Origin of the sequence: Rhizobium skierniewicense, from assembly GCF_014196515.1 — a bacterium.
GTDB lineage: Bacteria > Pseudomonadota > Alphaproteobacteria > Rhizobiales > Rhizobiaceae > Agrobacterium > Agrobacterium skierniewicense.
Window position 1 is genome coordinate 27408 of sequence record NZ_JACIDV010000021.1, and the last position, 13545, is coordinate 40952.

At 56.9% G+C, this 13545-nt stretch carries 11 protein-coding genes; 6 read left to right on the forward strand and 5 right to left on the reverse strand.

The genetic code is table 11. The features are described 5' to 3' along the window. Positions 1-21: 21 nt before the first annotated feature. Positions 22-903, reverse strand: coding sequence for an SMP-30/gluconolactonase/LRE family protein (locus GGQ73_RS22055; RefSeq protein WP_183897876.1), 882 nt, complete (start codon positions 901-903; stop codon positions 22-24). Positions 904-905: 2 nt separating this feature from the next. After that, the gene (locus GGQ73_RS22060; RefSeq protein WP_174155897.1) at positions 906-1625 is read right to left on the reverse strand and encodes a FadR/GntR family transcriptional regulator; all 720 of its coding nucleotides are present in this window, start codon (positions 1623-1625) and stop codon (positions 906-908) included. 229 nt (positions 1626-1854) lie between these two features. Between GGQ73_RS22060 and GGQ73_RS22065 the strand changes: the two genes are divergently transcribed. From GGQ73_RS22065 to GGQ73_RS22090, 6 genes are all read left to right on the forward strand, one after another. Continuing rightward, positions 1855-3804: an ABC transporter substrate-binding protein gene (locus GGQ73_RS22065; RefSeq protein WP_183897877.1), complete on the forward strand. Its 1950-nt coding sequence runs from the start codon at positions 1855-1857 to the stop codon at positions 3802-3804. Positions 3805-3924: 120 nt separating this feature from the next. After that, positions 3925-4911 carry an ABC transporter permease gene (locus tag GGQ73_RS22070; RefSeq protein ID WP_174155899.1) on the forward strand — a complete coding sequence of 329 codons (987 nt, stop codon included), beginning with the start codon at positions 3925-3927 and terminating at the stop codon, positions 4909-4911. Positions 4912-4920: 9 nt separating this feature from the next. Continuing rightward, positions 4921-6045: an ABC transporter permease gene (locus GGQ73_RS22075; protein WP_183897878.1), complete on the forward strand. Its 1125-nt coding sequence runs from the start codon at positions 4921-4923 to the stop codon at positions 6043-6045. An 8-nt stretch (positions 6046-6053) separates the two neighbouring features. Continuing rightward, positions 6054-7778, forward strand: a complete 1725-nt coding sequence (locus GGQ73_RS22080; RefSeq protein ID WP_174155901.1) for an ABC transporter ATP-binding protein — start codon at positions 6054-6056, stop codon at positions 7776-7778. A 50-nt stretch (positions 7779-7828) separates the two neighbouring features. Next, positions 7829-9016, forward strand: coding sequence for a galactarate dehydratase (locus GGQ73_RS22085; RefSeq protein WP_183897879.1), 1188 nt, complete (start codon positions 7829-7831; stop codon positions 9014-9016). Beyond that, positions 9003-9881: an aldose epimerase family protein gene (locus GGQ73_RS22090; RefSeq protein WP_183897880.1), complete on the forward strand. Its 879-nt coding sequence runs from the start codon at positions 9003-9005 to the stop codon at positions 9879-9881. Before GGQ73_RS22085 ends, GGQ73_RS22090 begins: the two co-directional genes overlap by 14 nt. Positions 9882-9888: 7 nt before the next feature. Here GGQ73_RS22090 and GGQ73_RS22095 read toward each other — a convergent pair whose 3' ends face one another. The 3 genes from GGQ73_RS22095 to GGQ73_RS22105 are packed head-to-tail and all read right to left on the reverse strand — an operon-like array spanning position 9889 to position 13180. Further along, positions 9889-11535: an acyltransferase gene (locus GGQ73_RS22095; protein ID WP_183897881.1), complete on the reverse strand. Its 1647-nt coding sequence runs from the start codon at positions 11533-11535 to the stop codon at positions 9889-9891. 8 nt (positions 11536-11543) lie between these two features. Then, on the reverse strand, positions 11544-12455 hold the full coding sequence (locus GGQ73_RS22100) for a dihydrodipicolinate synthase family protein (protein ID WP_183897885.1): 912 nt from the start codon (positions 12453-12455) through the stop codon (positions 11544-11546). 14 nt (positions 12456-12469) lie between these two features. After that, positions 12470-13180: a GntR family transcriptional regulator gene (locus GGQ73_RS22105; RefSeq protein WP_252094081.1), complete on the reverse strand. Its 711-nt coding sequence runs from the start codon at positions 13178-13180 to the stop codon at positions 12470-12472. Positions 13181-13545: the final 365 nt, after the last annotated feature.

The window sequence follows — 13545 nt, forward strand, 5'->3', positions numbered from 1 at the left end:
AGCTCTCTCCCAGAGGAGCTGTCACGCCTTGAAACGATAAGGCGCAATTCCGGCGACGGGCGTTTCGAACGCCACCACCGTTCCCTGAACAGACGCATCTCCCCGATGCGTCCTCAAACTCGTGACATAAAGCGTCTTGAAGTCAGCTCCACCAAAGCAAGGCATCGTTGGCCCATCGAAGGGTAAACGATACACCTCGACCAAGTCCCCGTCGGGCGAAAAGCGATTCAATCGCCCCGCGCTCACGCCGGCGCTCCAGTAAAACCCGTCGCGATCTATTGTGGCCCCGTCGGGCCTGCCTTCGCCCTGTCCAAAATCGTGCATACGTTGGGCCTTGCCAAGTCTGCCCGTGGCTGGATCGAAGTCGAACGTCTGGTACATCAGGCCGCTACTGTCGGAGTGGTACATCTTTCGACCATCTGGGCTCCATGCCAGCCCGTTTGAGGTGAACATTCCGCCATCGATGACGCATTCAACCTGCCCGTCGGGCGAGATTCGATAGAGGCGAGCGTTGCCGGTTGGCGGCAGGGCCTCATCCCGGGTCCCAACCCAGAAGTGACCATCCGGCCCCACCTTGCCGTCATTCAACCGGCTGTCTGCGCGCCCGTTGTCTGGATTGCACAGCCGCTCCAACTTGCCGGATGCGGGATCGAGAATGTGCACACCTGTCTGAAGGCCTACAATGATTGTATCACTTTCGCAAAGTCCAAGGCACCCAACCGGTGCCGGCATATCAAAGCGATCCAGCGTTCCGTCGAGTTTCAGACGAAAGACGGCCGGAGCGAGAATATCGACGAACCATAGCTCCCCCGTTTTCGGATTCCACACCGGGGATTCGCCCACATGCAATGGCACGTCGATGAGTTGGCGAACTTTCGGTTCAAATATCTTCGGTGTTGTCATGATCAACCTCCAACGCCTTGGAACATCCGGGCTCTGGCCTTGAGGATGTGGTCCTTCATCGCATCATGAGCAGCCTGCTCTTGCCGCGCAAAGATGGCTTCAACAATTGCAGTATGCTCATTCTGCACATCGCGCACATGTTGCGGCGTACGTTTGAGGCTGAGACTGCGGGTGACAGACTGGCCGATCGAAAAATGCGGTTTGAACCACGTCCGAACGGTCGTGTGAAACTGGTTCTGACTGGCAATCGCGATGGCTTCGTGAAGCGCGAAGTCTTCTTCCGCGCCAAGATCACCATGCTCGAGACACTGTTCCAGCGCCGCAATCGCCTGCTCTATCCGGGCACGGTCAGCGGCTTGCCAGTTGCGTGCGGCCAGTTCCGCAGCGGAGGATTCCAGACCGGATCGGAATTCGAAAAATCGTTGAACGTCCGCCAGCGAGCCGACGGGCACCTGCTGCAGAACGGACAAGTCCGGCTGCTGGCGCACGTAAGACCCGGAACCCTTTCGAGACACGATCAGATCGTCATTACGCAGCCTTTCCAGTGCTTCACGCACAACAGGACGGGAAGCGCCCAACATAGTCGCCAAATTCTGTTCGGACGGCAAACGTTCGTTGATGAGGAAGCGACCGTCCGAAATCATCCCGACGATCTTTCCGTAAATAATATCGCTAAAACGCGTTTCGCTTTTCAGTGGGGCGTGTGTGGCCAGATTCTTCATCAGCGCCCTTTTATCCGTTAAACGCATATGGCCATTTGCCATATAAATGGCCTTGCTTCACTCATCTCAATAAAAAATCTGTAAAAATCTGTCAATACTTGTAATCATCTGAAAACGCTCATATGGTCTGCGTGCCGGTGGAGGATCGGTGCGCTGGCGGGCCAGGAGGGCCATAGCGGCGGGGCGTGAGCCCTCGTCGCTGCCGGGGAGATTTTTGGGAGGATAGTCTATGAGCGTTGGTGATGCATTTTCGCTGGGCGTGACGCGCCGTACCTTTGTGGCCGGTCTTGGAGGTGTTGCCGCCATGTCCCTCATTGGGACGTCTGCCAAAGCCGCTGTCGGTAAAGAGGCGCCATCATTGGCGGCATTGGTGAAGGATGGCAAGCTGCCGCCGCTTGCCGACCGTCTGCCAAAGAATCCAATGATAGTGACGCCACTGGAAAAGATCGGCACCTATGGTGGCACGTTGCGCCGGGGCCTTCGCGGTTCGTCTGACCACAACGGCATTCTGCGCATGGTCGGCAATCAGGGCCTGGTACGCTGGAACATGGACTTCACCGAAGTTTTGCCAAACCTTGCCGAGAAATGGGAAGTCAGCCCCGACGCGTCGCAGTTCACATTCCATCTGCTCCAGGGCGCAAAATGGTCTGACGGCCATCCATTCACGGCCGATGACGTCGTGTTCGCCATCGAAGACTGCATCAAGAACAAGGAGCTTTACAGCGCAACGCCAGCCCAGCTCGCGGTTGCCGGTAAAGCAGTCACCGTGGAGAAGATCGATGATTTCACGGTAAAGTTCACCTTTGCCGCACCCAACGCGCTCTATCTCGAAAACCTTGCAACACCGCTCGGCCAGCATCCGACGATGTTCGCCAAGCATTATTGCAGCAAGTTCCTGCCAAAATACAACACGGCGCTGGATGCCGAGGTAAAGGCCGCAGGCGTCTCCAGCTGGACCGAGCTTTTCCGCGCCAAATGCGGTGACATCGAAATCCCATCGCGCTGGTCGAATGTCGAGAAGCCGACACTGGACCCATGGGTGGTCAAGGAGCCCTATTCCGGCGGTGCTACCCGCGTTGTGATGACGCGGAACCCGTATTTCTGGCAGGTCGATACCGAAGGCAACCAGTTGCCTTACATCGATGAAGTCAACTTCGGCATTTCGCAGGATGTGGAATCGCTCATGCTGAACGTCATCTCCGGCAAGATCGATATTCAGGAACGTCACATCAGCGTTCTCGCCAACAAGCCGACCCTGTCGCAAAACATGAAAAAGGGCGATTACCGACTGTTGACGCTGGTGCCATCAGCTTCGCAACAGTGCCAGATTTACCTGAATATCACCCATAAAGACCCGGCGATGCGCAAGATGTTCGCCGACAAATCCTTCCGTCAAGCGCTGTCGATTGCTCTCAACCGGCAGGAAATCATCGACATTGTCTATTTCGGCCAGAGCGAGGGATATCAGGCAGGACCGCGTCCGACCCATCCCTGGTATCACGAAAAGCTGGCACGCCAGAACACGGACTATGATGCCGACAAGGCCAACGAGCTTCTCGACAAGGCCGGTTATGACAAGAAAAACGGTAATGGCATGCGCCTGCGGCCCGATGGCCAGCCCGTCTTCTTTTCCATTGACGTTATCCCGACGCTTTATCCCGATTTGGTCGATGCGCTGGAACTGGTCAAGGCGCAGTGGGCGCAGATCGGTGTCGATATCAAGGTCAACACCATTGAACGTGCGCTGTACTACACGCGCGGCGATGACAATGCCCATGATGCGGCGGTTTGGCCGGGACCCGGCGGTCTCGACCCGATGCTCGATCCACGTGACTTTTTTGCTTTTCACCCGCAGGGATCGCGTTATGCCATTCCATGGGCACTCTGGTACACATCCAACGGTCAGAAGGGCGAAGAACCACCAGAAAGCCAGAAGCAGCGCTTCAAGCTCTTCGATGAGGCACGCTCGACGGCTGACCTTGCCAAGCGCGGCGAAAAGATGAAGCAGATCTTCGATATCGCGGCGGAAGAGTTCGAGACGATCGGTCTTTGCCTCGCAGTCGGTGGTTTCGGTATCATCCGCAACAATCTTCGCAACGTGCCGGAGAAAGAGCCGGATAGCTGGTCGTGGCCAAACCCCGGTCCGGCCCTGCCGCAACAGTTTACCTTCACAAGCTAACAACGCCACACAGGCGTCGCCGTTTCCAGGCGGCGACGCTTTTCAGACTGTGTCGACCGCGCGCAATCCGTCGTTTCAGTGACGGTGGCGTGTGCGGTAAAATGTGATTGCGAGAGCGACATGCTGATTTTTATCGTGAAACGCCTGCTGTGGATGATCCCGTCCTTGTTTGCCGTCAGTTTTCTGGCCTTCGTCCTTATTCAGTTGCCACCTGGTGACTACGTCACGACCTATATCGCCACGCTTGCCGCATCCAACGAGGTCATCGACCACAACACGGCAGCGCAACTGCGCGAGCGGTTCGGCCTCGATGACCCGATGATCATTCAATATCTGAAATGGATATGGGGCATCATCTCGCGCGGTGATTTCGGCATCTCGTTCGAGTGGCAACAGCCGGTGTCGGGACTCATTTGGGAACGCATGGCACTGACGCTGGTTCTGGCTGTCGCAAGCCTTTTGGCCACATGGGCCATCGCACTTCCCATCGGCGTGTTCTCCGCCGTTCGCAAATATTCGATTGGCGATTATCTCTTCACTGCCTTCTCCTTCTTCGGCCTCTCTATTCCGTCGTTCCTGCTGGCTCTGGTTCTGATGTATGTCGCTGCGGTCGAGTTCGGGGCTGATGTCGGCGGGCTGTTCTCGCCGGAATATGAGACGGCGTCGTGGAGCATAGCAAAGATGGTCGATCTCATGGCGCATATCTGGTTGCCGGTTGCCATCCTCGCCATTTCCTCCACCGCCAGCCTCATCCGCGTCATGCGCGCCAATATGCTGGACGAGTTGCCGAAGCCTTACGTCACCACCGCTCGCGCCAAGGGCCTGTCGGAATTTCGTCTGCTGACGAAATATCCTTTGAGAATTGCCCTCAACCCGTTCATTTCCACCATCGCATGGCTGCTGCCTAACCTCATCTCGGGCTCCGTGGTCGTTGCCATCGTGCTCAACCTGCCGACTGCCGCACCCCTGCTTCTCCAGTCGTTGATGGCGCAGGATATGTATCTCGCCGGAGCCTTCGTGCTCCTGATCTGCGCGCTGACGCTGATTGGATCGCTGATCAGCGACATTCTGCTGGCGCTGGTCGATCCCCGAATCCGTCTCGAATAGGAGGGCGTCATGGCCGATATTGCTGTAGCCACCACCATCCGCCCCGACCGTGCCGCCGTCGCATCGCAGTGGCAACTCATCTGGTGGGCATTTAAACGCCATCGTCTGGCCATGGCGGCTCTCGTCGTGACCATTGCCATGTATATAGTGGCCCTCGTGCCGGGCTTCTTTGCGATCAACGATCCCGTGCTCCAAAATGCCCGTGCGACGTTTTATCCGCCGCAACGGGTTCATCTGATCGACACGACGGATGGTTTCTCCGTCGGCCTGCATTACTACCCGCTCAAGTTGACGCGTGATCCTGAAACGCTGGCCGCCGTCTTCGTGGAGGATACGGGGAAGAAAATCCCGATCCAGCTTTTCGGTCGCGGTTACGAATATTCCGTGCTCGGCCTGTTCAACACCAACATCCATCTTCTGGCATCCACCGATAAGACACGGCCACTGTTTCTCTTCGGGGCAGACCGGCTTGGCCGCGATGTTTTCAGCCGTGTGGTGCAGGGTTCGCAGATTTCCTTGTCCATCGGTCTTGTCGGCGTATTCTTTTCGCTTCTGCTCGGCGTCGTCTTGGGTGGTATTTCCGGCTATTATGGCGGGCGCATCGATTTCGTCATGCAGCGCGTGATCGATTTCGTCCTGTCGTTGCCCACCATTCCCATATGGCTCGCCATGGCGGCAGCGCTACCACAAGGCTGGCCAGCCACCCTTCAGTATATGATGATCACGATCATCCTTTCGCTCACCGGTTGGGCGCAGCTTGCCCGTGTGGTTCGCGGCCGCTTCCTGTCGCTCAGAACGGAAGAGTTCGTGGCTGCCGCAAGGCTGGATGGCGTGCCAGAGGGGCGCATCATTTTCCGCCACATGCTGCCCAGTTTCTCAAGCCACATCATCGCCTCGGTCACGCTGGCCGTTCCCGCGATGATCCTTGCGGAAACGTCGCTCTCCTTCCTCGGCCTTGGTCTTCAACCGCCCACCATTTCCTGGGGTGTGCTGCTGCGCGAGGCCCAGAACATTCGCTCCATCGCAACCGCACCCTGGCTGTTCCTGCCGGGTGTTGCCGTGGTCGTCGCCGTCATGGCGCTTAACCTGCTCGGTGATGGTCTGCGTGACGCAGCCGATCCCTACAACAAGTGAGGCCGACGATGAGCGATATCCTCTCGATCAAACCTGCCAAGCCGCTTCTCGAAGTCCGCAATCTGGTCACGGAATTTGCCGTTCGTAACGGCGTGTTCCGTGCCGTCAACGACCTGTCGTTCTCAATCGATCCAGGCAAGACGCTCTGCGTCGTCGGTGAAAGCGGCTCCGGCAAATCCGTTACGGCCCGCTCCATCCTGCAAATCATAGACAGCCCCGGCGAAATCGCCTCCGGTTCCATAATTCTAAACCGGGCGGACGGCACGTCGCTGGATTTGGCAAAGCTCGATCCGCGTGGCCGCGTCATTCGCTCTGTGCGCGGTGCAGATATCGCAATGATTTTTCAGGAGCCGATGTCGTCGCTGTCTCCGGTTCACACGGTCGGTGACCAGATCACAGAGGTGCTGCGGCTGCACCTGAAAATGAACAAGGCGCAGGCCCGCGCCGAGGCCATCGAACTGCTGCGGCAGGTCGAAATCCCCAACCCGGAAACCGCGCTTGATAAATATGCGTTCCAGTATTCTGGTGGCATGCGCCAGCGCGCCATGATTGCCATGGCGCTGGCCTGCAAACCGCAATTGCTGATCGCCGATGAACCGACGACAGCGCTGGATGTAACAACGCAGGCGGAAATTCTCGATCTCATCGCGCGGCTGCAAAAGGCGCATGGTATGGCGGTCCTGTTCATCACCCACGATATGGGCGTGGTGGCGCAGATTGCCGATGACGTTCTCGTCATGCACCACGGCGTTGCCAAGGAATACGGTCCGGTGGAGCAGATTTTCCACAGCCCGCAAGATCCTTACACCCGCATGCTGATCGGCTCCGTGCTGAAGCTGGAGCAGAAGGCGGAGATACGTCTGGCCCGTCCGCCGCTTGATATGACTGCCGCACCCATTCTGGAGGTCAATGACCTGTCCATGCACTTTGGCGAGATGAAGGCGCTGGATGGCGTATCCATCAAGCTGCTGCCGGGCGAAACGCTGGGTATCGTCGGAGAAAGCGGTTCCGGTAAAACGACCATGGGCCGCGCCATCATGCGGCTCTATGATCCGAACTCCGGCGAAATGCTGTACCGCAAGGCAGATGGCAGCGTGGTCGATCTGGCCAAGATCGAAGGCGCAGAGCTAAAGGCGGCGCGGCGCGAGCTACGCATGGTATTTCAGGACCCTTTCGGTTCTCTCAATCCGCGCATGACCGTGGCGCAGGTCATTGGTGAACCGCTCTTGGTCAATGGCATCGCCAAGGGCAAGGAACTGGACGAGCGCGTCTGCGCACTGATGGATCAGGTCGGGCTGGACCCTGCGGGACGTGAGCGTTATCCGCATGCCTTTTCCGGCGGCCAGCGCCAGCGCATCGGCATTGCACGCGCCATTACGTTGAGGCCACGGATCATCGTGGCCGACGAGGCGACATCTGCGCTCGATGTATCCGTTCGTTTTCAGGTCCTGGATCTGTTAATGCGCCTGCAGGACGAACTGGGCCTCGCCTATATCTTCATCAGCCACGACATCGGCGTTATCAGATACATGTGCGACCGCGTCGGCGTGATGTATCGCGGCAAGCTGGTGGAGTTTGGCGACGCTGAAAAGGTCTGCAATTCGCCTGACCATCCCTACACGCAAGCGCTGCTTTCCGCCATTCCGCGACCCGATCCGCGCGATAGGGATCGCACGCGACGGTTCCGTTATATCGAGCCGTCCGCCGTCAAGACTGAAAGCAAGGCCGGATAAGTGTGTGACGTCCGTCTGCGCTTCGTTACATCCATGAGGAACACTAGAGCATGAAAATCGATCGCATGCGGGTATTCGTCACCCGCGACAAGGACCGTCCGCGCGTTGTCGTAGCGCTGGACACCGATGACGGGCTGACCGGTTGGGGCGAGTGCTACAATCACGGCCCTGATCTCGCGCTGCCGCCCATCCTCGATTACCTCTATAACTTCATCGCCGGGCAAGACCCGACACGGGTCGAGTATCTTTATAATCTGCTGCTTCAGCAGAACCGCTTTCCTCCCGGTGCGCTTGGCCTGTCGGCCATTTCCGCAATCGACCATTGCCTGTGGGATCTCGCTGCCAAAGCAGCGGGTGTCCCGGTCTACAAGCTGCTCGGCGGCAATGTGCGCGACCGTATCAAGGTTTATGCAGGGGTTTACACGGCACCGGATGCACCAGCCGCGAAGGAAGAGTTCGATCGCCTGAATGAGGATTGGGGTTTTAAGGCCTTCAAGCTCAGCCCTTGGCGCCTCGATATTCATGCCCATCGTTGGGGCGAAGTGGTCCGCAGTTCCGCGGAGTATTTCCGCTCTCTTCGCGAGACCGTGCGAACCGATTACGATATTGCCTTCGATGCCCATGCCAAGATTTTCGAACCCGCAGCCGCACGCCAGCTCGGCAACGCGCTTGCCCCTTACGATCCCCTGTTTTTCGAAGAGCCGTTGCGTCCTGAAAACATCGAGATGTGGGGCGATCTGAAACAGGGTCTCAATTGCACGCTGGCCACTGGCGAAAGCCTTTATAACCGCAATGAATTTCTGCGGCTTTTGCAGGTCAAGGGTGCCGATATCATTCAGCCGGATATTTGCGTCGTCGGTGGCATCTCCGAAATGCGCCGGATCGCAGCCCTTGCGGAAGCGCATTTCGTCAGTATTGCGCCACACAACCCGATGGGTCCACTCGCCACCGCCGTTAACGTTCACTTCTCCGCCGCACAGCAGAATTTCCGAATTCTGGAATACCGTCTTCCAAAGGGCCAGTGTTACGTCTATGGCGGCACGAATATTGAAACCCGTGAAGATGAGACCCGCTACGTCATCGATCCCTATCTGCCGAAGGATGGGCATCTGGAACTACGGCCTGACCGTCCGGGCTGGGGCGTCGAGATGGATGAAAAGGCCATGCAGGAAGACGGTTATATCCACTGGCAGCGTCGTGTTCCCAAGCGGCCAGATGGTTCCTATGCTTTTGCCTGAAACGGTCTCCATTGTCAGCGGGCCGTTTTCGGCCCGCCTCCGACCCGCGTGGGGCGGACGAATGACGCATCTCACCCATGCGGAGTTCGGCAATATTCTGGTGCCGACAAAGGCAGATGTCTTTGAGCCCTGGAATTGGCCAAAGGCTGGGGCGTATCCGCTGTTTCCCTATCACAACAGGCTCTACGGAGCATGCTTCACGCATGCGGGCGTATCGCACGATGTTTTGCCACACCCTCTGCTTGCTGGGGATGCGATGCACGGACCTGCGCACCGTCGCCCATGGCGCGTCGCACGTCAGGCCAATGATCAGGTCACGCTGCTACTTGACTATGAGGCCGATGCCGAGTGGCCTTTTGCTTTCGAGGCAAGCCAGTCGTTTTTCTTGAATGACCACGGGCTGACCGTGGAACTCTCCATCACCAACCGGGCAGGCGTTCCCGCGCCATTTGCTCTCGGCTGGCATCCTTATTTTGTTGCCGGGCTGGATCGTGACGTACGGACAGATGCATCTCTTGCCTATGCGCTGGATCCGTTTCACGTACCGACCGGCAATCCGCCTCTCCCCCGGCCAGAGGCATCGTTACCGGCAAAATCAGGCTATACGCAACATTTGATGAACTGGTCCACGGCACGCTTTGACTTGGACGTAGGCTACCAGCTTGTCTTAGGCGCAGACCCGGTGTTCCATCATCTCGCAGCGCATCGCACGGAATACTATATGTGCCTGGAGCCAGTTTCGATGGCTGCCGGCACATTGTGCCAGCCTGAACACCAGCGCACCAATCTTGGCCTGACGATTCTTCAACCGGGCGAGAGCCTGACAGGTAATATACGGCTTCACATTCAGTCCATGCTCGAGTGACGCGGTGTTACAGTCCCATACCCACAGGCTTGGTCCGGTGAACTCCTTTGGGTACGAAAGCAAACGCGTCGGCGACATCCAGCAGGTCTGCGGCAATGTGTAAGGTCGAAAGCCACATCTCTGTACCTTGCAGGCTCGGTTGCTGACCAGCAGCGAAGGCAAAGCCCTCGTTGCTCTGCCACTGCTCGGCACATCGCATAATAACGGTTTCGGCAATCGCCTCTGCGTCTGCACGCCTTGCATCCGTCTGTTTCAGGCACAGCCAGAGCGGATGGATTGTATCGAGCAGATTGCAAGCGGTGTAGGTCGTGCCTGAAAATCCATCGTAGGTCCGGTAGTTGGTAATGACGGAATTGATGGTAGCCTCTGGAAAGGGAACCGGCAGGCCAAATTGAGCGTAGGTACCGCGTGTCAGGCGATAAAAGCCGTTAACCGGTTGCAACAGACCTTCTTTTGCTGTCGGCTTGCCCCAAAGCCCGGTTGCGCGATCGGCATGCATTGTCAGCCAGCCAAACAAGGTCTCTGTTTCAGAACCCAGTCCGAAATATCGTGCGTTGAAATAATGCGCCGTGGCGATTGCATCGATCCGGTCGCCGCATCGCCACGCACGGTCGCTCCAGGGCAGACGATCAAGCCAGGCGCTTAGATGCGGTGTGTCCATTTGCGCACCTGCTACCGGATGTGGTGGATGGGACCCCAATATTTCGAGCGCATAACCGATGGCCAGTACGTTATAAAGCGCGGCATAATCCTCGCGAATGTCTAAGCCGGGCAGGGGGGGGCTGAACGGATCTGGGAAGAAACCGGTTGCAGGGTCCTGATACGCTCGCAGCCTCGTGGCCAATTCGCGAGCTTCTATCCCCTCGGGCGCGCTCCCAAATCCGGCTGCGATTTCTATGGCATCGCATTCATGTCTGATGCTTTCATGCTGCACTCCATCCGCTCCTGCCGATACATAGCGGCCATCCTGTTTCGCCCGCTCGAGAATGCGGGGCCATTGCGCGGCTCCTGCCTTGCCGATCTGTTGCAAAGCTTGCAAAATCTCGCCACGACGTGATCTGACGGTGGCGATCTTTTCGCCACGCCGGCGGATCACTTTGGCTGGCACACCTCCCGCAATCGCCATCTCCGGAATGTCCCTCACGACGACAGAACCGGCAGCAATGACGGCACCTTTGCCAATCGTCACGCCATCAAGCACGACTGCGTTTGCCCCAATCCACACATCGTCGCCGATGGTGATGCCGAGTGTCTCGTGCTTCTGCTGGTATATCGGAATGGTCGGATCATCGAAGCCGTGGTTGAAGCCGACGATGGAAACCAAGGACGCAATCCGCACACCATTGCCACATCGCACCTTTCCAGAAATGCAGGAATAGGGATTGACCGTACAGTTGTCACCGAACTCCACGTCCCCGCGCACGATGGCATGCCCCGCCACCCACGAATATTGCCCCAGTTTCAAACGCGAGGTGAACACATTGGCGTGTCGGGCGATGTAAGAGGTATCAGCGAGGTCAGCACCGGCGATTTCGGTTAGCCGTTTTTTGAGCGCGATTTGTTCTGGAGTGTTGATGTCGTCGGGTTGTCGCTCCCATGTCAAAATCTGAAGCCGTTTTTCGCGCTCGGATGTAATCTCTGATCCTGCTTGCATTCTAAGTCTCAAATGCCCTCTGCCATCTCGCGCTTCACACGCTCGACGATGTTTCTAAGCTCGGAGCGTTCCGCTTCATTCAATGTCTCGACGCCGGGGGTACGAACAGGTCCCACATCCGTGCCCAACATCCCGATTGCTTCCTTGACGACAGTTACGTTGGCGCCATTATTATACTTCGTGCGCATGGCTTCAAAACTAGCAATGCCATCGATCAGCTCACGCGCCCTCGCATAGTCAGCCTTTTCCAAGGCTTGATGAATGGCATGGGAGCGGTCTGGAAAGACGTTGACGAGGCCTGACGTAAAGCCGCGCGCACCCATAGCATAAAACGCCGGCGCCCAGCCTTCGGCCAGTCCGCAAACCCATATGGCTGGCGCATCTTTTGTCGCTCTGATGACCTCGGCCAGCAACATCAGATTGCCGGAGGCGAATTTGATTCCGGCGATGTTGGGGTGCAGGGCCAAATCCCGAAAATCCTGAACAGAGAAGCCGTCACTACGCACATAGGCGATAACAGGCACTGTTGAGGCATCTGCCAGTTCAAGGAAGTATTTCGCCTGATAACTGGGTCCGGCAAAAGGATCCATTGGGTGATGCCCCATAATGGCATCGGCCCCCGCGGCGATCGCGTCGCGCGCAAGCGCTTTTGCTTCAGTCAAGGAACGGCCAACCGCTGCACTCACAAGAGATTTGCCGTCAGCCGCCTCTATCGCCGTTCGGTGAACGTCACGAACCTCATCAAGAGTTAACGTAAAAAATTCACCCGTGTTACCCGCCACCATAAGATTGTGCACGCGTGCATCGGCCATTTTTTTTATAAGCACAGACAGCTTGGCCATGTCGATACGACCGTCGGCAGCGTAAGGTGTCACCGGTACGCCAGATATGCCCTTGAGTGCGGTTCGAACTTTTTCCATTCCTTCGTTCATCTTTAATCTCCTCCCTTTTTGTCGAAAACCATTTTCAGATAAGTCGCGCCCGAGCGCATGACGTGATCCCGCATCGCTTTTTCCGCGCGCTCAGTTTCGCCGTCTATAATGGCCTGTGCGATGGTTTTGTGTTCTTCAAGCGCCTTTGCGCATTCGTCGGGATCCAAGTGAATGATCCGGCGGATGCTTGCGTCGTAAAAACGCTGGCGCTCAATCATTTTTGCGAGGTAACGGCATTGGGATGCGAGGTGGATTTGGTCGTGAAAAGTTTCATTGAGGCCAATAAGATCATCAACACCACCGCCATCGGTTGCTACCTGCATTCGCTCGATGGTCTGTTCGAGTACCTTACGCGTATCTGGGTCCAGGCGCTTCGCGGCAAGATGCGCGATCATCGATTCAAGAGCAGCACGCGCCAAGATCGTCTCTTCGGCCCAGTCGACGTTAAAACGAACAATAACGCCGCGGCGGGACAGCGTTTCCACAAGACCTTCAGCCTCCAGCTGTCGCAAGGCTTCTTTAACAGGTGTCGTACTCACGCCCATTTGCTCGGCAAGCTGGCGCTCGTTCAGTCGCTCGTCCGGTGCAAAGCGACCAGACAAAATCGCTGTTCGCAGTGCGCGGTGCACGTGGTCCCGCAAACTCGTCAACAGTTGCGGGTCTAGCCGCGATATCCGGTCCGCCTTGTCGTCCAAGCCTTCATTGCCTTTCACGGCGCCACACTCTTCCTGATCTATCATTCTACTGATATATCAGATTTCAAGATGATGTCGATCCTTTTAAATGATGAAGATCATGGATCGAGTCAGTCTTTTGACGGGTAGGGGCAAGAGCTGACCCAGCCAGCAGGATCGAACTCAGGAGGTATCTGTTAAAAGGGGGGGGTAATCTGGCCGGGCCGTGTCCGGTCCAAGACCCAGTGATAGGGTCTGATTTGGTGCGCCGGATGGGTCTTTCCATTAAAACCCCAAAATTACCTAACAAAATCAACATCTTATACATTTTCTTTATTTTTATGAATTGGGTGTGTTGACTTGTTTGATTGGTGTCCTCTATAAGTCCGCTCACTGACGAGGGC

Bases quoted from the DNA above. Each gene is read 5' to 3' on its own strand.
- GGQ73_RS22070 (WP_174155899.1), top strand. From the start codon at position 3,925: ATGCTGATTTTTATCGTGAAACGCCTGCTGTGGATGATCCCGTCCTTG.
- GGQ73_RS22090 (WP_183897880.1), top strand. From the start codon at position 9,003: ATGCTTTTGCCTGAAACGGTCTCCATTGTCAGCGGGCCGTTTTCGGCC.
- GGQ73_RS22065 (WP_183897877.1), top strand. From the start codon at position 1,855: ATGAGCGTTGGTGATGCATTTTCGCTGGGCGTGACGCGCCGTACCTTT.
- GGQ73_RS22060 (WP_174155897.1), bottom strand. From the start codon at position 1,625: ATGAAGAATCTGGCCACACACGCCCCACTGAAAAGCGAAACGCGTTTT.
- GGQ73_RS22095 (WP_183897881.1), bottom strand. From the start codon at position 11,535: ATGCAAGCAGGATCAGAGATTACATCCGAGCGCGAAAAACGGCTTCAG.
- GGQ73_RS22075 (WP_183897878.1), top strand. From the start codon at position 4,921: ATGGCCGATATTGCTGTAGCCACCACCATCCGCCCCGACCGTGCCGCC.
- GGQ73_RS22100 (WP_183897885.1), bottom strand. From the start codon at position 12,455: ATGGAAAAAGTTCGAACCGCACTCAAGGGCATATCTGGCGTACCGGTG.
- GGQ73_RS22055 (WP_183897876.1), bottom strand. From the start codon at position 903: ATGACAACACCGAAGATATTTGAACCGAAAGTTCGCCAACTCATCGAC.
- GGQ73_RS22080 (WP_174155901.1), top strand. From the start codon at position 6,054: ATGAGCGATATCCTCTCGATCAAACCTGCCAAGCCGCTTCTCGAAGTC.
- GGQ73_RS22085 (WP_183897879.1), top strand. From the start codon at position 7,829: ATGAAAATCGATCGCATGCGGGTATTCGTCACCCGCGACAAGGACCGT.